This is a genomic window from Spirosoma radiotolerans (assembly GCF_000974425.1).
Taxonomy (GTDB): Bacteria; Bacteroidota; Bacteroidia; order Cytophagales; family Spirosomataceae; genus Spirosoma; species Spirosoma radiotolerans.
Window position 1 is genome coordinate 1,681,798 of the sequence record NZ_CP010429.1, and the last position, 18,637, is coordinate 1,700,434.

Genomic DNA, 18,637 nt, shown 5'->3' on the forward strand with positions numbered 1-18,637 from the left:
CCGGTTATTTTAAACGTGAACAATGTCACTGCGACATTGATTAAAAAAGTATTGAGTGCCGTTGGTACGCAACCAGGCTAATGGGTTACGTACCTACGGCACGCGGTTGAAGACAGCAATAACGCTTGTTACAAACCTTAGACTGCTACGCGGCCATTTTTTATATTATAAATCAAGCAAGGCATAGATTGGCATTGCAGATTAAGCACAGACGCCCGGCGAATACACGTTTGTCTTTCGTGTATTCGCCGGGCGTCTGTGTTGGGAAGAAGTAATCAAGCTAAATTAACCGTTGATAAAGCTGGGCTTATAGTCGCTTGGTTATCAACGTTGATACTTATCTGCTAGACTAACGCAAACAAATCCTGTACGCCCAGCATACGCCGACTGATGAAGCCTTCGCCGAATTCTGCACCAATCATATGGCCGTGTTCGCGGGTGCGCGACTCCAGAAATTTCATGAACGGCTCGCCCGAAATATAGCTTTGAGGCTCCGTACTTTCGGGGTTGAAAAATTGGCTTTTATAGGCTTTTATAGCGGCTATTTTTCCGTCCCAGTAGGGCGTAATATCAACCACGAAATCAGGCTTCAGAGAACGATCCTGGATAAAATGATAAATAAACTTAGGCCGGTGCGCTTCCTGGGACTTACCGTCTTTCCCCACCGTTTTGATCTGACGTAAGCCAGCGTAAAAACAGGCATCTTCAACAAGCTCGGCAGCACGACCGTGATCGGGATGGCGGTCGTCGGGTGTATTCGTTAATATGATTTCTGGCCGAAACTGGCGAATAACGGCAATCAGGGCCAACTGGTGTTCTTCGTCATTTCGGAAAAAAGCATCCCGGAAACCCATGTTTTCTCTCGCTACCAGATTCATGATCCGGGCACCTTCGGCTGCTTCCTGCAAGCGAATTTCGGGCGTTCCGCGTGTCCCTAACTCTCCCCGGGTCAGGTCGACGCCAGCAACAGTTTTACCCTGCGCTACTAATGAAAGAACAGTGCCGGCACAGGTCATTTCAATATCATCGGGATGGGCCGCAATGGCCAGTACGTCAACGGTCATGTATATAGTTTAACTGATTGGTGGTTCCTGTGATGAAATCTAACAGATAGATAATCACCTAGGCGCTGTATTTGTTCCAGGTTGATCCAAAGGAGGACGCCCGCGGTTTTTTCGATAGAAACACTTTATTTTAGCGCCCCCAACCTAAACACTACCGTTACTACTTAATTTATGTCCTACAAAGCCCTTGCCCTTCAACTAACCTGTCAGACAGTAAACACTTCCCAAACCCACGATGAAGCCGAAGCGATTATGCTTCAATCTATTGAGCGTATTGACCGTCAGATTGCCGCATCGATTGGCTTAATTGGCCGCGACACCCTACTTGTTGTCGTACCCGAATTTTTTCTGACGGGCCCACCCATCGACGAAACCGTAGACCAGTGGCGCGAAAAGGCTGCCCTTGAAATTGACGGTCGGGTTTATGAAGCCCTGAGCGCTATGGTGCAGCGGCAACAAATTTATTTCTCTGGAAATGCCTATGAACAGGACCCTTTTTTTCCTGAACTGTATTTTCAAACCAGTTTTATCATCGGTCCGAATGGGGACGTGCTATTGAGGTATCGCCGGTTGAACGCAATGTATACGCCGACTCCACATGATGTCTGGGAGTTGTATCTCGACGCTTACGGCTATGATTCGTTGTTTCCGGTGGCTAAGACAAACATTGGTAATCTGGCCTGTATTGCTTCGGAAGACATTCTGTATCCTGAAGTAGCTCGTTGCCTGGCGATGCGCGGGGCCGAGGTACTCCTACACGCAACATCAGAAATTGGCAGCCCACAGCTAACGCCCAAAAATATAGCCAAACAAGCCCGGGCCATTGAAAACATGGCTTACGTAGTATCGGCAAACTCGGCTGGGGTGGTTGGTAGTTCACTGCCAGCGGGTACCACCGATGGGCATTCTAAACTCATTGATCCCAAAGGAGTTGTACTGGCTGAAGCGGCTTATGGCGAGAGCATCGTGGCCAACGCTGATATTGATCTGGCGGCTTTGCGCGAATTCCGGCAGCGGCCCGCCATCGGGAACCAGTTGGCCCGCCAACGGCTGGAACTGTATACGGAAAGTTACGCCAAACACACGATATATCCACCCAACGCGCTTCTAAGCCAACCAGCCGAGCGATCCCAGTTTATGCGGAACCAGCAAGAGGTAATCAAGAAACTTTATAGCTGAACCTATGCTTCGACTTCGCTTGGTTTCGCTTTTCGTCGGCGTCGGGGCAGGCGAAATAAATTACTGCCCGCTTCTTCAGGCGTTTGATCACCCAGTAATACTCCCCAGGGCTGGAGGCCCTCGACGCGGTCGAAAATGACTTTTAAAATGGCAATGGCCGGAATCGACAGAAACATGCCTGATACACCGGCTAAAGCACCGCCAATAAGCACGCCTATGATGGAAATAAGGGCGTTGATCCGCACTTTAGACGCAACAATTAGGGGAACCAGCACATTGTTGTCGATGAACTGTACCAGCAGAAACACCCCAACTACGCCCAGAATAACGGACGTTTCGGGATTATTGCTAAACGTAATAATGACCGTTAACAGAGTAGCGACTAACCCGCCAATGTAGGGGACCAGATTCAAAATAGCTGCCATGACGCCCAGCAAAACGGCGTATTGTACCCCCAGCAGTAGCAGGCCGATGGAGTTTAGAGCAGCTACGCAGGCCGTTTCAATAAGCAAACCAACCATATAACTCTGGATAACGGCTTTCACTTCGCCCAGTACTTCGCGCACTCGTTCGGTATGCTTCTCGGCAAAAAGCACGACAACAAAATGCAGTAACATGGTGCGGTAATAGAGCAGGAGAAAAACATAAATTGGAATCAATGTGAGCGTGCCCAGGGGACCGGTAATGAACCCAAGCGTGTCGGGGCTCTGCAAACTATCGAGTGTTTGGGCCTGGGCTTTTTGAAGGTATTTTTCCTGTTGTCGATAGCTTACGTTGTATTCGCGCCTGACCCAGCGTTTGGCATCGCTGAAAAAGTCGGCTAAGTTCTGCCGAATCTTGGGTAGGTCATCGGCAAAGTCGGAGAGTTGCATGGACAGCGTCACGGCTATGCCAGCCACCAGAATGATCGCCACCAGCAGAGCCAGGCTAATGGCAATAACTTTATGAACGCCCAGCCGGACGAGTCTATTTTCAATAGGACGTAAGAGTACGGCAACCAGACCCGCCATAGCCAGTGGTACCAAAATATCCTGCCCTATATAGATACCAGCTGTCAGGATGGCTAAGGCAAGCAGAGAGTGAGAGAATTGATGATAGTGGGGGCGTAGCGGTTCGGCAGCCATAGGTTAAAGATGGTTCATCAGAATGTAGAGAATTAAGGATCAGTGCTTCAACATCCTATGTTGTATTTTGTTCATCTGACAGGAGTAGAAGGTGGGTATCTTGCTTGTGGCTGATCATCTTTCTCCAAACTTGCTGTATTTTTGCGGTTTATTTATTTATGACGCCAAGTATTCGCGATATCGCTTTTCAACTCAGGCAGGGACAACTTATTGCGTTGGCCGACGAAACCGGCTGGTCTGTTACTGCTGATCCTGTTAATGATGTAGCCGTTGAGAAATTGTTGACCTTGCGCGCAGTTATGCCCCATGGTTTACAACCAACGGTACTTATCCAGAACGCCGATCAGGTAGGCTTATACGTGGCGAAAATCCCCGATGTGGCCTATGATTTAGTGGAATTTGCCGAAATTCCGCTAACGGTTATTTACGAACAGGGAAAAAATCTGTCTGCCTTGCTGTGGCAGTCGGCGGCAACTGGAGCCGCTGGGCAACCAACGGGCGAAGTGGCCGTTCGGCGGTCGCTGAGTGCGGAGGTGCAACGGCTGATTGGCAGTTTCGGGCGTGGATTACTATCTATTCCGCTGGAGTCTCTGGTGTTGCCACCACCGGCCGAAGCACTCATTGTCGAACGATTTGGTGCGCTACCGGGTATGCCTAAACGACCGCGCATTATGCGCCTGGCCGTTAATGGAGAAATTAATTTTATCAGAAAATAAATTGTCAGATATGGGCTGGCCAATAACCCGGCCACTCACTATTGATTAAGTGCAACGGCCGGTAGGCCGAAGCCAGGTTGTGATTGTTTCGTACACATGAATTTTAGCGACACCTTACATAAAAATCCGGTTTTTGATGTGATTGCTCAACAGGCCGATGCGCTTGGTCTGCCAGCGTACGTCATTGGCGGATTCGTGCGTGATTTAGTTTTGGGGCGTCCGTCGAAAGATATTGATGTAGTCTGCATTGGTAGTGGTATTGCGCTGGCTGAAGCTGTTGGAAAAGCCCTTCGCACAAATGTATCGGTATTCCCAAATTTTGGCACAGCGATGCTTAAAGCCACCGCTCCGGCGGACCAGCCGGGCGACTCCACGCGGGGCGACTCCACGCCGGGCGACGAGGAATGGGAAGTTGAGTTTGTTGGGGCGCGTAAAGAGTCGTATCGGAGTGAATCGCGCAAACCAATTGTCGAAGATGGCACGCTCGAAGATGACCAAAATCGGCGGGACTTCACCATCAATGCTATGGGCATTAGCCTAAATTGGAATACACCGCAGGCTGGAGCCGAATCGGCCGTCGGCTATGGTGAATTACTTGATCCATTCGGAGGACTGAAAGACATAAAGCGGAAAATTATCCGTACGCCCCTAAATCCCGACATTACGTTTTCTGATGACCCGCTTCGTATGATGAGGGCCATCCGCTTTGCCTCTCAATTAAGCTTTGATATTGAACCGGATACATTCGATGCCATTGTGCGGATGAACGAGCGGATCACCATTGTGTCGAGGGAGCGCGTAACTGACGAACTGAACAAGATCATTCTGTCGCCTACGCCTTCGTACGGATTTAAATTGTTGTATCATGCCGGATTGCTGGATCGGATCTTCCCCGAGCTGGTTGCCTTAAAAGGCGTTGAAACCATTGAAGGAAAGGGACATAAAGACAATTTTTACCATACGCTTCAGGTTCTCGACAACATCGCGAATCGGGCCAATCCAACCAAATATGCGGGCGAGGCTGAGAACGAACTCTGGCTGCGTTGGGCGGCTCTGCTACACGACATTGCCAAACCAGCCACTAAGCGATTTGATCAGAAGGTTGGCTGGACATTTCATGGTCACGAAGACTTGGGCGCTCGGTGGGTACCCGGAATTTTCCGGACTATGAAATTACCGCTCAACGAGCACATGCGGTTTGTGCAGCGGCTTGTGCGGTTGCACCTACGGCCCATTGCCTTAACAAAGGAGCAAATTACAGACTCGGCCCTGCGTCGGTTGTTAGTGGATGCAGGCGATGATCTCGAAGGACTCATGGCGCTTTGCCGCGCCGACATTACGTCCAAGAATTATGAACGTGTACAAAAACACCTGCGTAATTTCGACCGGGTTGAGCGTAAATTGCATGACCTCGAAGAGCGGGATAAACTTCGTAATTTTCAGCCGGTTATCACGGGTGAGTTGATTATGGAAACGTTTGGGTTGCCGCCGTCCAAAGAAGTTGGTGAGATCAAAGCTATAATGCGGGAAGCTATTCTGGACGGGGTTGTTACGAACTCGCACGAAGCAGCTTACCCGTTCTTACTTGAAGAAGGTCGCAAACGCGGTTTAATTCCTAAAACAGTCAAGAAGGCCAAATAAAGGTCGGCAGGCCTAATAAGCCACTTATTATTTTTCATTCACCACGCTACATTAATGTGCTCATGGATAACAATACAAATTTTCGTCGCTTCTTCGGTGCGTCTCTCACCATTCTGGGTGTAGTTGTCGTTTTGTTCGCTCTGGTCGCTTTTCTATCAGAAGGGAAGGCGGTCTTGGGTATGCACGTATCAAAAGCTGAATCGGCCGCGCCCTTCATTGTTGGCATGATCTTCCTCGTTACAGGCGTAAACCTTGTCCGCGAATCGTAGAAGAATAGATATAGGAAGTATGGTGTAGGATATATGATATAAGTAACGTGAAAGGAGTACACCCTCTACCATATAATATATATCCTACACCATGCATCTTATAACCTATATCATTTCGACAGTTTGGCGGTCAGTAGCCACTCATAGGTGTTGATTGGCTGGGGGAGACCATCGGGTTTAATCTGGAGGTACATCAGGTGTAAATGGGTTGGTGATCGGGATTTGTAGGCATTAAAGCCAGTTCTGCCCATTTCGGCCAGCTTTTCGCCAGCTTTGACCCATTGCCCTGGCGATACATCGACCTCGCTGTTGTGGGCGTAATAGAATAGTCCGTTTAACAGCGGGTCATATACCCAAATCCAGTTGCCTCCCCGGTAATCAGAGCCTGGTTTCCAGCCCGTTTCGATAGCCAGAACTAACCCCTGGCTCATGGCCAGAATATCGACCGGTTTAGTGGTTCGGTCGTCAATGTTATCTTGGTTTCGATCACTGATAAAGATGTCCTGAGCAGGATGACTGCCGCGCACGTTATAGTCGAATAAGTCAAAGCCGGTACCCCGGTAGCCTTCACCGTGTGTACCACCAATGGCATTGGTCGAATAGCCACGGATCGGGAAATTGAAGTAGATACCCGTTCGACGAAGGCTGTCCCGTTGCAGGGAATCCTGTTTGTAGCCTTCCATACTGCGAAACCGGACCTGTAGCCCCTGCATAATCTGGCTGAACTGTAGCCGGGCCGAGTCGGGGCTTACACTTTGCTCCCGGATTTGTGTGTATAGGGTCTGGAACTGTTGGCAATAGGTATAAAGCGTAGGCTCGTCGGAATTACTGATAACGACCTGAGAAGAAGCCGCATTCAGGCCACCAATTAGCAATGCCCCCAAGATACCTGCTATCCGCATGAACAATGTTAGGTCAATCTTCACTACTGTTTGTATTCGATTCTGGCGGTAAAAATACGCAAGTAGGGCGATAGGTACGTAGAATATTATACCGTGAATGGCTCATATACGTGTGTATTCGCCTATTTGAAAATTATTTTCAGCTTATAAGAGATATTTTCCAAATGCATTTGGAAAATACATTTATTGTGCCGTCCTTCGCCTAAATTTAAAATAGCAATGCAAACAGGAACTGTAAAATTCTTTAATGAAACCAAAGGGTTTGGTTTTATTAAACCCGATGATGGTGGCGAAGACATTTTTGTACACGCTTCCGGTCTCATCGACCAAATCCGTGAAAACGACAAAGTTAAATTCAATGTCGAGCGCGGTAAGAAAGGCTTAAACGCCGTAAACGTCGAAATGGCTTAATCGTAAGATATACCAAGACAACCGTTGTAAAAAACATGCCAATCGGCATGTTTTTTTTTGCTCTGTCGGTTCGTAAGGCCATTTTTGCAGGCTCGTTTGCTAGTTGCCTGTCGCATGCTGTTCGTATAGACGGCATGAATAATCGCGGCACGGAGTACGCTCCAGGCAAACGACCTACTCTATTTTTCACATGACCCAATCTATTGAGCAACGCGTTGCTGCCCGACTCAGCTTACCGCTCCGGTCTGTAACGGCCACTATTGACCTACTCAACGGCGGAGCCACCGTTCCCTTTATTGCCCGCTACCGTAAAGAAGCCACGGCATCGACAGATGGAAATCCTCTTGATGAAATACAGATCGGACAAATAAAGGACACCTATCAAAAGTTAATTGACCTCGATAAGCGTCGGGAGAGTATTCTCAAATCCATTGACGAGCAGGGTAAGCTAACGCCCGATCTGCGTCGAAAAATCGAAGCCGCTGATTCACTCACCGATCTGGAAGATTTGTATCTGCCATATCGACAAAAAAGAAAGACCCGTGCCAGTATAGCTATCGAACGTGGGCTGGAACCCCTCGCTAACGTAGTTATTGCCCAGCGCGAAGCAAATCTGGAGCGCATTGCTCAACGGTATCTCTCCGACGCAGTGCCCACCATGGCCGATGCCTTGCAGGGTGCCCGCGATATTCTGGCCGAGCGAATCAGTGAAGATGCCGACGCTCGACAGCGAATTCGCAATCTCTTTGAGCGGGAAGCCATCATTCGGTCTGTCGTTAAAAAAGGGAAAGAAGCGGAGGGCATAAAATACAAAGACTATTTCGATTTTGCCGAACCCCTCCGCCGGGTTCCATCGCACCGGTTGCTGGCCTTGCGTCGTGGCGAGACAGAAGGATTTCTGGCCGTTGCCATTGGTCCGGACGAAGAAGCGGCTACGCAACGGCTCGAACGACAGTTTGTGGCCGATCGGTCGGGGACGCCCGTTTGCAAGGAGCAGGTGATGCTGGCTATTCGTGATGGGTACAAACGCCTGCTCAAACCTTCGCTCGAAACAGAATTTTCGACCATGTCGAAAGAGAAAGCCGATGCCGAAGCTATCCAGATTTTTGCTGACAACCTACGTCAACTACTGCTTAGTCCGCCCCTGGGCCAGAAGCGCGTGATGGCCATCGACCCCGGTTATCGAACGGGTTGTAAAACGGTCTGTCTGGACGCACAGGGGAGTTTATTGGCCGAAACGGTGCTGTATCTGGCTCATTCTGAATCGCAGAAGCAACAGGCTATCCACACAGTTCAGAAGCTTGTGGCTCAATATGCTATCGATGCTATTGCTATCGGGAATGGCACCGCCGGACGAGAAACGGAGGAGTTTATACAAGGGCTAAATCTGGATAAACCTGTTTTTATGGTGAGTGAGCAGGGCGCGTCGATTTATTCCGCTTCCGAAGTCGCTCGTGAAGAATTTCCGGATCGAGATGTTACCGTTCGCGGAGCCGTTAGTATTGGCCGCCGGCTGATGGACCCACTGGCTGAACTGGTGAAGATTGACCCCAAGTCAATTGGCGTTGGTCAATATCAGCATGATGTGGATCAGACCGATCTGAAAACCAGCCTCGATACCGTAGTAGAGAGCTGTGTCAATCAGGTTGGTGTATCGCTCAATACCGCGAGTGCGTATTTACTACGCTATGTGTCGGGACTGGGACCGCAACTGGCCGGTAACATTGTTGCCTACCGGGCCGAAAATGGGCCGTTTACATCCCGAGACCAACTCAGGAAAGTACCTCGGTTGGGCCCGAAAGCTTTTGAGCAATGTGCGGGTTTCCTGCGTATTGAAGGCGCTAAAAATCCGTTGGACAACAGTGCCGTTCACCCCGAGCGGTATGCCGTTGTTGAGCAGATGGCCATTGATGCAGGTAGTAAAGTAGATGACCTTATCCGTCGACCGGACTTGCGGCAGCACATCAAAGTCGACAAGTATGTGACCAGCGCGGTTGGTCTACCTACGCTTCGGGATATCCTGGCCGAACTGGCTAAACCCGGCCGCGATCCGCGCGAACAACTTTCAGTGTTTGAATACGACGCCCGTGTTCGGTCTGTCGATGATTTGCACGAAGGTATGGTGCTGGCGGGTGTCGTGACCAACATCACCGCTTTTGGGGCCTTTGTGGATATTGGTGTCAAGCAGGATGGGCTTGTTCACGTTTCTCAACTGGCTAATCACTTTGTTTCGGACCCCAAAACGGTGGTGAAAGTGTACCAGAAAGTAAAAGTTAAAGTAATCGAGGTCGATAAGACCCGGAAACGAATTGCATTAACTATGAAATTTTAATAGGTTGCAATAGGTTAATGTGCCTTAACGTTAAAAAATTGCCTACACTACCCTAACCTACTTCCGTATGCAACAACGCTGGTCTCGGGAAATTATACGTCCCGTACTGCTGAGTGCCTGCCTGCTCGTCTTGTTGAGTGCCTGTAATGCGCTTCGTTCTTCTGGTCCGTCCGTTAGCCGTCGACCGTCCTCATCGTCCCGATCCGTTGTCCATCGACCATCTACCGGTAAAACACCCAGTCGTTCGCCCGCTGTTCCGACTAAACCGACAGGCAAAGTTGTGGATAGTCGGACCTACGAAAACCGGTATGTGCCTGAAGTCGTGAAAATTGCCCGAACTTATACCGGAACGCCCTACCGGTCGGGTGGGAATACATCCGACGGCATTGATTGCTCAGGCCTGGTCTATGCTGTTTTTAACACGGTGGGTCTGAAAATGCCCCGAATATCCTGGCAGCAGTCAGAGGTCGGTCATGAAGTCGAAGTAGCAGAGATTTTGCCAGGTGATTTAATTTTCTTTGTGCCGGACAAAGGACAGGCCGGATATGTTTCGCACACCGGCATCGTGACCGAAGTAAACGGCGCCCAGAATATCCGGTTTATTCATGCGTCTTCTTCGCGGGGCGTTCGGGAAGACAACCTGTATGCAGATTACTTTAAAGGCCGATTTGTAAAGGCGCTGCGCCCCTTTTGATGAAAAATATAGGCATAAAAAAAACCGCTCCTGGAGCGGTTTTTTTTATAAGAAGGTTACCTACACAGCTGGCTGAGCACTATTAATAAGCTCTTCCCAATGCGCGCGATCCTTCTTTTTAAGCTTCATTTCTAAACTCAGGGCTTCATTGCGCGTATCAAATGCCTGCGTAAAGCGTACTTCCCATGGCTTTCCATCTGCCGTAACAGGGTTAGTCTTAGCATTATGCTGCCACAGTGTTATTTTCAGGTCTTTAGTCTGGCCAATAAAATACCGGTCAGTGGAAGGGCTATAAATTATATATACCGTATGCATATGTATCGGAAGTATTATCAAAACTACACAATTGATCATACAAAACAAACATTGCCTGATCTAGCGGATAGGTTGAGTTACCCGAATAAAAAAAATGGTATTCAATTTGGGTCAAACTAATTTTTTACTCATATTTGCACCCACAAAACACTACCATTGGTGTTTATGGGGGATTAGCTCAGCTGGCTAGAGCGCTTCCATGGCATGGAAGAGGTCATCGGTTCGACTCCGATATTCTCCACTACGTTGCAAACCGACCACTCTGAATGGGTGGTTTTTTGTTGCCTAGTCTCTTAAAAATAAACCCCGGTAATCAAGCGATTACCGGGGTTTATTTTTAAGAGACTAGGCAACCTATTGCTGAATCATTTCTGCGTCAGCCAGTATGTAATTCAGTTCGTAAATATTGTCAGCATTCAATTTAAGGGTACCCCGGAACGTCCGGCGTTCGTCGGTCTTAAATTTCTTGTCTGATTTTTTGAATTTCAGCGACACAACCGATTCGGGCCCTGCGCCCCCGCAAAAGAAGCAGGCGCTATAAGGGAAAGCCGATAAGACATAGATATTGGATTCCAGATCTACTGGAAGTACGTACCCAGTAAGATCCACCGTTTTTCCGTTCAATTTTTGAATGCCTTGCCCAAAGGTTGGGTAAAGCATGTATACGGATTCCTCAGCATACCATTTTTTCTTGAACGTAACATCGCGTAGCACTTCCCACGATAGTTTAACCGGTTCGGCAGCTACCGAAGGCGGTATGCCCGGCTTAATCCGATTGACAGGAGGCAGTGCCGGACGAAAGGCCGGGGCCGCGAGTGATACAACTAGTAAGGCAATCAATAAACGAGTCATGTTGAGGGAAGTCTTATATGCGAAGATACAATGGTAAAAATACAAAAAATATTACTTTTACTAACGGACTTTATCATCAACCACGCTGCTCGTGCCTGATACACTCAACGACAACACAAAAGATGGCTCGGTAATTCCCGTTCGGTTTACCCGGCTGTATATGACTCTGCTGATTATTCTGGCCGTTTTGCTAACGGTAGGGCAGGGCCTCACGCAATGGCGGCTCCGTGCTGTTCAGGACGAGCTATGGATTATTCGGTACTCGGCTTTGCAACGGCACCAGAGCCAGCAAATTGTGAAACAAGTCCTACAACTGGCGGATGCCAGTGAACAGGATCACTTTTCGGAGAATGTGGCGGCTTTACGGCAGGTATTTCCTGTTTTTGAACGCTATCACCTACAAAGTCGGCAAGGAAAAGTTGATAATCCAAAGGTATATATTGTGAATTCCGATACGGTTCAACGACTGTATGACGCCATTCGTCCGCAGTTTGATGCGTTCCGGCAGAGTGCCCATCGACTCATGCGATTGCAAAGGTTCGACGAAATCAAGACGCCTGAAGTCCAGGCTAGTATCAAATTGATGCTGGCGAACGAAAAGCCATTTTTGGAGGAAATGGATGGTATTGTTCGGGAATACACGACCGAACTCAGGGCCAAGTTAACGCTGCTACAATCAATAGAACTGTACTTGTATATCTTCACCGTAGCCGTTCTAATTGGCATAGGCTTCGTGATTTTTCGTCCTGCGGCCCGAAGACTCAAACAAACATTTGCGCAACTGGTTGAAGCAGAGAGCCAAACAACGGCGGCTAATAAGAAACTGCTGAACGCCAACCGCATTTTGAAGGAAACCCGTCAGAAACTGTTTGAAGCTACTAAACTGCAATACCAGCAGGAAATTGACGATCAAAAACTACGAACGTCTTACTTAATCGCCGGGCAGGAAGAAGAACGTAAACGGTTATCACGCGAGCTACATGATGGGCTCGGCCAGATGCTTACCGCTATCAAATTGCAAATTGAAGGGCTTGAGGCCAGCCTGACCAGAGCGGCTGCGACGGAACAGGTTGGTACGGCACCACACGCCAAAAATTTGAAAACGTTGAAGAGCCTGGTAACACAGACAATTCAGGAAACACGCACGATCTCCAATAATTTGATGCCTAGCGTACTCAGTGATTTTGGCATCATACCCGCTATCAAAATGCTGGCTGAGCAAGACCGAAGCGATTCCTTCGATGTTACATTTGAAACAAATTTTACCTCCGATATGCCTCGATTGAATAAAAACGTTGAGATCATGCTCTATCGGGTGACCCAAGAGGCCGTCAGCAATGCGGTCAAACACGCCAAACCGTCACACATTCATATCGAATTATATGAACGAAGTACTTTCTTACAATTGATTGTCAGCGATGATGGAAAAGGGTTTCAGGTTCCTCGAAAAAAACAGGAAAATGGGGGACTCAAACAAAAGTCAGAAATAAATGGCGACATAACGAATCCGTCAGAACTACGGCCCCCTTCGCAGGGTTTACATAATATGCAGGAACGAACCAAATTGCTCAACGGTAAATTTAAATTACAATCTGCGTTTGGTAAAGGCACTAAAATTCAAGTAAGCATTCCCTATAAAACGCATTTTGCATCCCATGACACCTACTAGAATAATGTTGGTGGACGACCACTCTATCGTTCGTGACGGTATTCGGCTTCTACTTGAACAAGCCGATGGCCTGGAGATTATCGATGAAGCCAACGATGGCGAAGAAATCCTTGATAAACTGAAAGTGCTTCAGCCCGATCCAAGTCGTTTACCTGATTTGATCCTGATGGATATATCATTGCCGGGGATGTCGGGCATCCAGACTACGCAGGTCATTAGCCGTCTGTACAAAAATGTACGGGTGTTGATGCTGTCCATGCACAATAACGAAGATTATATTTTACGGTCTGTGGAAGCTGGCGCGTATGGCTATATTTTAAAAGATTCATCGTCCGATGAGATGATCAAAGCCATTCGAACCATTGCTTCGGGTGAGAAATATTACAGCTCGCCAGTCGCTTCAATTATTTTGAGCGGCTATATGCAGCAACTGAAGAAAGGAGATCGACATGGCCGTGCCGAACGCCAATCAAAACTGTCGAACAAGGAAAAAGAAATTCTTCAATTTCTGGTCGATGGCATGAGTAGTCGTGAAATTGCCGAAAAACTTCAACTTAGCGTCCGGACTGTCGATAACCACCGGGCTAATATGATGCGCCGGTTGCAAGTTCGTAATGCGGCTGAATTAGTCAGAATGGCCGTGGAAGATAAGCTGATCTAATCCCTGAACAACTCTACCAATCGAATTGCGAACTTGAAAATTGTTTTTTAGGTTTGCTTCCAAAACCGGCTCAGTGCCGGTTTTCCATTTATTAGGTACTATATTAACTATATAGGCTTTATTAACTAATAAACCCGTATTATTATGTCACTACGCTTAGGAGATATCGCCCCCGATTTTGAGGCCGATACAACGCAAGGCCACATCCATTTTCATGAGTGGTTAGGTACTTCCTGGGGAATGCTATTCTCACACCCTGCCGATTTTACACCCGTTTGTACAACGGAATTGGGTCGGACGGCACTCTTGAAAGATGAATTCGGCAAACGAAATGTAAAAGTTATTGCCGTATCGGTGGATGATTTAGAGTCGCACAATCGTTGGACGCCCGATATTAAGGACGTGACCGGTTCAGAAGTTAACTTCCCAATTATTGCGGATGCTGACCGGAAGGTGGCTACCTTATACGATATGATTCACCCCAATGCCAGTGAAAAAACAACAGTTCGCTCGGTGTTTGTGATTGGACCCGACAAAAAAATCAAACTGACGCTGACCTATCCAGCCTCAACCGGACGTAATTTTAATGAGCTCATTCGCGTGATTGACTCGCTCCAGTTGACCGCCGACTACCAGGTCGCTACCCCCGCCGACTGGCAGCAGGGTGATGATGTTATTGTTACGCCTGCTGTTACCAATGATCAACTGGAAGCTAAATTTCCGAAAGGCGTAACGTTTGTTAAGCCGTACTTACGCACAACACCCCAGCCCAATAAGTAACGTTTCGTTACGCTAATGGCCATGCGATGCTACGCTGGATTAAGTGAAACCTGGTTACCGTAATGGGTAAGGTTGCGCTTAATTCAGCGTATTTTTTTGCTCGAGCGGACCATACGCATATAATACTCGTTTAAGACTATAGTATTAAAACCTTATGATGCCTCCCTGAGTTAGGTGGTTTGTAGAATAAACAAACCACTTAGCGTTATGGCAAAGTCTCAAAACAACAATCCTGAGCACACAGAAGGACCAGTAGCAACCGCTATTGAAGAGCAAACAGCCAAGTTGCCTTCCGATCTTTTCTTATGGGCGGCACTCGGTTCCATGGGAGTCTCACTGTATTTACAGTCAATAAACAAGCGCGACCGAAGTCTGTTTGTTGGTCAGTGGGCAGCTCCCTTTTTGTTGCTTGGCTTATACAATAAGTTAGTGAAACTGGAAGGCCACGATTAAGAAAGGCCATCAAAACTTGAGGAAGAAGCCCTCTGCCTAGGCAGAGGGCTTTTTTATGTTCGTTATGTTCAGGCCTAATGCTGTATTTTTGACTCACAAATTAAGAAATTGCATGAAAACCCGCGTTCTGGTAAAGCTCATCGTTCAGCGATATGGTCTCTGGATTGCGGCATTCTTTATCGTATTGATCACTGTTTGGGTTGTTCGGTCGCGTAAGGCTGATCAGCTCGACTGGCAATTTGTTCGGGCATTTGGTATCCGCTTACCCATGCGTTATGGCATTCACGGCATTGATGTATCCCGACATAATGATCGAATAAACTGGGCGCGTGTCAGACAGATGGAAGCCGATGGTGTTCGGCTTCAGTTCGTGTTTATCAAGGCGACTGAAGGAGCGACATTGGCTGACAAGCATTTCGAGAAGAACTGGCGTGAAGCAAAAAAGTCAGCGCTACGGCGGGGAGCCTACCATTTTTATCATCCCACACGTGATCCAGTTAAACAAGCCAATAATTTTATTCGAACGGTAGATTTGAACGAGGGTGACTTTGTTCCCGTCGTTGACTTCGAGGTAATAAATGGTCAATCGGATGAAACAATTATCAACGGCTTGCGACTCTGGCTCGAAACCGTTGAGGAACACTATCATGTACGGCCAATTATCTATACGAACGGTAATCTCTACAAACGGTACATTAAGGATAACCTGGGTGAATACCCGCTTTGGATCGCCGACTATTCGGCCAAACACCTGCGGAATTACGATGCGGATAAATTATACCTTTGGCAACATAACCAGAGTGGCTGGGTTCAGGGTATTCGGGGGCAGGTAGACTTCAACGTGTTCGTGATGGATGAGGATCGAATGAAAGATATCTGTTTGTAAGGGTTTTATCGCTGTTTAAAAATAAACGGGCCTGAGCCCGTTCATATAGTTACTTTCGTCAGGGCCGCCGGACCAGCTAACCAGTCTTTTGCCTTTTCGCCAAAAGTTTTCATGTGGGCCATCTGGTTATGGGCCTGCAGACCCGCTTCATCATCCCAGCGTTCGTGCATAATAAATCGTTCGGGATGTTCTGTGCTCTCGTATAATTCGTAGAGTTGACAGGCGGGTTCGGTCCGAACGGCCAGAACCAGTTCGTGCAGGGCATTTTTGAGGTTGGTCTCAGCACCAGCTTTGGCGGTGATTTCGGCAAATACTAAAAGAGGCATCGGTTATACGTTTTATTAACAAAAGCGGGAAGACCTAAAATTTACCGTTGCCATATTTCCCAGGCCTTTTCAGCCTGTAATTCCAGCATCCGCAGCCCATTATGCACTGCTGCGCCATGTTCCTGACCAAGCTTCATGAATTTCGTCTCGGTAGGATTGTAGACCAGGTCATATAAGAGATGACGGGCCGTCAACAAGTGATAAGGGAGCGTGGGAGCTTCGTCAATTTTGGGATATGTGCCAACGGGTGAACCATTGATAATCAACGGGTAATCATCTACCATGTCAGTTAGCTCGTCATACGTTAGGGTATTGGTGCTTTTCGTTCGTGACACATAGGTATACGAAATTCCCAGATCAGCCAAAGCGACCGTAACTGCTTTCGATGCACCACCTGTGCCAAGGACCAGCGCCTGTAGCTCATCAGTTGAACGCCCAAGTAATATCAGCCAATCGACCAGCGATTGCCGAAAACCATAGTAGTCGGAGTTGTAACCGGTTCGGGAACCATCAGCCTCCAATTTAATCACATTAACGGCGCCAATCTTCTCCGCCGACGCATCCAATCGATCCAAATAGGGTAGAACCGCCTGTTTGTGAGGAATCGTAACATTTAGGCCCCGCAAACCAGGCAAAGCCAGCAGATCGGGCAATGCGGTAATGGCAGGCATTTCGAACAGATCGTACCGGCTGTCGGAGATACCCTCCCGTTCGAATTTCTCCGTAAAATAGCGTTTTGAAAATGAATGCGTGAGCGGGAAGCCAATAAGGCCGTAGCGTGTCATAGTACCTTGTTAAAAACACTATGCCACTGCTAAAAGCAATGGCATAAGTAATGTCCATTAGAATACAGAATATTTAGCGAGCCCGCTTTTTGAAAAACTCAATAATAATAGGCACGATAGATAAGCCGACTATGCCAAATACCACGAGCTCGAAGTTTTTCTGAACGATTGGGAAGTTTCCAAAAAAGTAGCCCAGCAGCGAAATGCTTGTTACCCATAAGATGGCCCCAAGGATACAGAACTTAATATAGGTGCCGTAACTCATGCTTCCAGCGCCTGCTACAAACGGGGCAATGGTGCGCACAATCGGGATAAATCGGGCAATGATTACAGTTCGTCCCCCATACTTATCGTAGAACTTTTCTGTTTCGGTGATGTATTCGCGTTTAAAAAACAAGATACGTTCGCGGGACTTGATTTTTGTTCCCAGAAATTTACCGACAAAGTAATTGACATTATCACCTAAGAGGGCAGCTACAATGAGCAGCGGAATAATTATCCATACACTCAATTCATTGGTGGGCCGTGCGGCCAGAGCACCAGCAGCGAACAACAGGGAATCGCCGGGTAGCAGCGGCATCACAATTAATCCTGTCTCCGTAAATATGATTAGGAAGAGGATGGCATACAGCAGTATACCGTACTCGTTTGCCCACAGATCGAGGTAGCGATCAAGATGAAGCAAAAAATCAAGTAACGATTTAATAAGATCCATATGGTTTGCCTCTACTTATCTAAAAATTGTAAGAATGTATCACCACGTAGCCCTAACCGAATGGTTTCCAGAGGAATAACTTCGTGAGGGGCAATGTTGCCCAGATTTACGTTCGCACCGAGCAGTTTAACGAACCAAACCTGCTGTTCTTTTTGGGGGGCCTCCCATAAGATGTTTTCGAATGGCACCTGCGTTAAAATTTCTTCCACCAGCCCCTGTCTAACTTCTCCGCTCGACCGGAACAGGCCAACAGTACCGCCTTCACGGGCTTCACCAATTACTTTCCAGGCACCCGCTTCCAGCTCGGCTTTCATCAACTGAATCCATTTGTAAGGTGGAATAATTTTGGCCTCGTCTTTTGAACCCACTTCTGAAAGTACGGTAACCTGAGTGGCAAGCTGCCGTATGTATTCGCACTTATCGTCCTGATTCATATCAATCGATCCATCAGATACTTCGGCATGTTCCATCCCGAATTTGTCTAACAACCGGCGATAGTCGTCGAACTGATTTCGCACGACAAAAGCTTCAAACAAGGTTCCGCCGAAATACACTGGAATACCTGCTTCGCGATAAATGGCCAATTTTTCGCCCAATCGCGGGGTAACAAATGAGGTTGCCCAACCCAGCTTAACGATATCTGTGTGTTCAGCAGAGACAGATAGAAAATCTTCTACTTCCCGGAGGCTTAACCCCTTATCCATAACCATAGTCAGCCCACTTTCACGGGGTTTTTCGGTTCGATCGGGTATCTGCGTAAGCGTATAATTCATGAGGAGAAATTACGTAGGCGTATTAAAAACGCCCAAAAGTAGTACAAGTCTTGAAAAACTCCCAAGAAAGTACATAAATAATAGCATGTT

21 protein-coding genes and 1 tRNA gene are annotated in these 18,637 nt (G+C 47.7%); 13 read left to right on the forward strand and 9 right to left on the reverse strand.

Annotated elements, in window-relative coordinates; genetic code table 11:
• Window positions 1–344: 344 nt before the first annotated feature.
• Entirely contained in the window at window positions 345–1,064 is a 720-nt protein-coding gene (bshB1, locus tag SD10_RS06550) for a bacillithiol biosynthesis deacetylase BshB1 (protein ID WP_046376221.1), read from the reverse strand.
• A 171-nt stretch (window positions 1,065–1,235) separates the two neighbouring features.
• On the opposite strand from bshB1, the gene SD10_RS06555 reads away from it, so the two are divergent.
• Window positions 1,236–2,243, forward strand: coding sequence for a nitrilase-related carbon-nitrogen hydrolase (locus tag SD10_RS06555; RefSeq protein WP_046376222.1), 1,008 nt, complete (start codon window positions 1,236–1,238; stop codon window positions 2,241–2,243).
• Window positions 2,244–2,245: 2 nt separating this feature from the next.
• Here SD10_RS06555 and SD10_RS06560 read toward each other — a convergent pair whose 3' ends face one another.
• Window positions 2,246–3,367, reverse strand: a complete 1,122-nt coding sequence (locus tag SD10_RS06560; RefSeq protein ID WP_046376223.1) for an AI-2E family transporter — start codon at window positions 3,365–3,367, stop codon at window positions 2,246–2,248.
• Between the two features lie 158 nt (window positions 3,368–3,525).
• Here SD10_RS06560 and SD10_RS06565 point away from each other — a divergent pair, with 158 nt between their 5' ends.
• The 3 genes from SD10_RS06565 to SD10_RS06575 all read left to right on the forward strand — a co-directional run bounded on the left by SD10_RS06565 (window position 3,526) and on the right by SD10_RS06575 (window position 5,993).
• Window positions 3,526–4,083 (forward strand): L-threonylcarbamoyladenylate synthase, encoded by a 558-nt coding sequence (locus SD10_RS06565; RefSeq protein ID WP_046376224.1) that lies wholly within the window; start codon window positions 3,526–3,528, stop codon window positions 4,081–4,083.
• Window positions 4,084–4,179: 96 nt separating this feature from the next.
• Window positions 4,180–5,724, forward strand: coding sequence for a CCA tRNA nucleotidyltransferase (locus SD10_RS06570; protein WP_046376225.1), 1,545 nt, complete (start codon window positions 4,180–4,182; stop codon window positions 5,722–5,724).
• Between the two features lie 62 nt (window positions 5,725–5,786).
• Complete coding sequence (locus tag SD10_RS06575) at window positions 5,787–5,993, forward strand: hypothetical protein (RefSeq protein WP_046376226.1); 207 nt, start codon at window positions 5,787–5,789, stop codon at window positions 5,991–5,993.
• Between the two features lie 110 nt (window positions 5,994–6,103).
• Here the strand turns inward: SD10_RS06575 and SD10_RS06580 are convergent, their stop codons facing one another.
• The gene (locus SD10_RS06580; protein WP_179945490.1) at window positions 6,104–6,895 is read right to left on the reverse strand and encodes a M23 family metallopeptidase; all 792 of its coding nucleotides are present in this window, start codon (window positions 6,893–6,895) and stop codon (window positions 6,104–6,106) included.
• A gap of 219 nt (window positions 6,896–7,114) precedes the next feature.
• Here SD10_RS06580 and SD10_RS06585 point away from each other — a divergent pair, with 219 nt between their 5' ends.
• The 3 genes from SD10_RS06585 to SD10_RS06595 all read left to right on the forward strand — a co-directional run bounded on the left by SD10_RS06585 (window position 7,115) and on the right by SD10_RS06595 (window position 10,332).
• Complete coding sequence (locus SD10_RS06585) at window positions 7,115–7,306, forward strand: cold-shock protein (RefSeq protein WP_012925283.1); 192 nt, start codon at window positions 7,115–7,117, stop codon at window positions 7,304–7,306.
• Window positions 7,307–7,496: 190 nt separating this feature from the next.
• Window positions 7,497–9,638 carry a Tex family protein gene (locus SD10_RS06590; RefSeq protein WP_046376228.1) on the forward strand — a complete coding sequence of 714 codons (2,142 nt, stop codon included), beginning with the start codon at window positions 7,497–7,499 and terminating at the stop codon, window positions 9,636–9,638.
• 67 nt (window positions 9,639–9,705) lie between these two features.
• Window positions 9,706–10,332, forward strand: a complete 627-nt coding sequence (locus tag SD10_RS06595; protein WP_046376229.1) for a C40 family peptidase — start codon at window positions 9,706–9,708, stop codon at window positions 10,330–10,332.
• 60 nt (window positions 10,333–10,392) lie between these two features.
• Here SD10_RS06595 and SD10_RS06600 read toward each other — a convergent pair whose 3' ends face one another.
• Window positions 10,393–10,647: a GIY-YIG nuclease family protein gene (locus SD10_RS06600; RefSeq protein WP_046579128.1), complete on the reverse strand. Its 255-nt coding sequence runs from the start codon at window positions 10,645–10,647 to the stop codon at window positions 10,393–10,395.
• Window positions 10,648–10,814: 167 nt separating this feature from the next.
• Between SD10_RS06600 and SD10_RS06605 the strand changes: the two genes are divergently transcribed.
• A tRNA-Ala gene (locus SD10_RS06605) sits at window positions 10,815–10,888 on the forward strand.
• A gap of 113 nt (window positions 10,889–11,001) precedes the next feature.
• Here SD10_RS06605 and SD10_RS06610 read toward each other — a convergent pair.
• Window positions 11,002–11,499 (reverse strand): hypothetical protein, encoded by a 498-nt coding sequence (locus SD10_RS06610; protein WP_046376230.1) that lies wholly within the window; start codon window positions 11,497–11,499, stop codon window positions 11,002–11,004.
• 91 nt (window positions 11,500–11,590) lie between these two features.
• Here SD10_RS06610 and SD10_RS06615 point away from each other — a divergent pair, with 91 nt between their 5' ends.
• The 5 genes from SD10_RS06615 to SD10_RS06635 all read left to right on the forward strand — a co-directional run bounded on the left by SD10_RS06615 (window position 11,591) and on the right by SD10_RS06635 (window position 15,948).
• On the forward strand, window positions 11,591–13,168 hold the full coding sequence (locus SD10_RS06615) for a sensor histidine kinase (RefSeq protein WP_046376231.1): 1,578 nt from the start codon (window positions 11,591–11,593) through the stop codon (window positions 13,166–13,168).
• 4 nt (window positions 13,169–13,172) lie between these two features.
• Window positions 13,173–13,829, forward strand: a complete 657-nt coding sequence (locus SD10_RS06620; protein ID WP_046376232.1) for a response regulator transcription factor — start codon at window positions 13,173–13,175, stop codon at window positions 13,827–13,829.
• Window positions 13,830–13,973: 144 nt separating this feature from the next.
• Window positions 13,974–14,609, forward strand: coding sequence for a peroxiredoxin (locus SD10_RS06625; protein WP_046376233.1), 636 nt, complete (start codon window positions 13,974–13,976; stop codon window positions 14,607–14,609).
• Between the two features lie 207 nt (window positions 14,610–14,816).
• Window positions 14,817–15,062 (forward strand): hypothetical protein, encoded by a 246-nt coding sequence (locus tag SD10_RS06630; RefSeq protein WP_046376234.1) that lies wholly within the window; start codon window positions 14,817–14,819, stop codon window positions 15,060–15,062.
• Window positions 15,063–15,174: 112 nt separating this feature from the next.
• Entirely contained in the window at window positions 15,175–15,948 is a 774-nt protein-coding gene (locus tag SD10_RS06635) for a glycoside hydrolase family 25 protein (protein WP_082111536.1), read from the forward strand.
• 41 nt (window positions 15,949–15,989) lie between these two features.
• Here SD10_RS06635 and SD10_RS06640 read toward each other — a convergent pair whose 3' ends face one another.
• The 4 genes from SD10_RS06640 to SD10_RS06655 form a co-directional block, all read right to left on the reverse strand.
• Window positions 15,990–16,274 (reverse strand): putative quinol monooxygenase, encoded by a 285-nt coding sequence (locus tag SD10_RS06640; protein ID WP_046376235.1) that lies wholly within the window; start codon window positions 16,272–16,274, stop codon window positions 15,990–15,992.
• 41 nt (window positions 16,275–16,315) lie between these two features.
• Window positions 16,316–17,059 (reverse strand): shikimate dehydrogenase family protein, encoded by a 744-nt coding sequence (locus SD10_RS06645; RefSeq protein WP_046376236.1) that lies wholly within the window; start codon window positions 17,057–17,059, stop codon window positions 16,316–16,318.
• Between the two features lie 73 nt (window positions 17,060–17,132).
• Window positions 17,133–17,774: a DedA family protein gene (locus tag SD10_RS06650; RefSeq protein WP_046376237.1), complete on the reverse strand. Its 642-nt coding sequence runs from the start codon at window positions 17,772–17,774 to the stop codon at window positions 17,133–17,135.
• 11 nt (window positions 17,775–17,785) lie between these two features.
• Window positions 17,786–18,547 (reverse strand): phosphosulfolactate synthase, encoded by a 762-nt coding sequence (locus tag SD10_RS06655; protein ID WP_046376238.1) that lies wholly within the window; start codon window positions 18,545–18,547, stop codon window positions 17,786–17,788.
• Window positions 18,548–18,637: the final 90 nt, after the last annotated feature.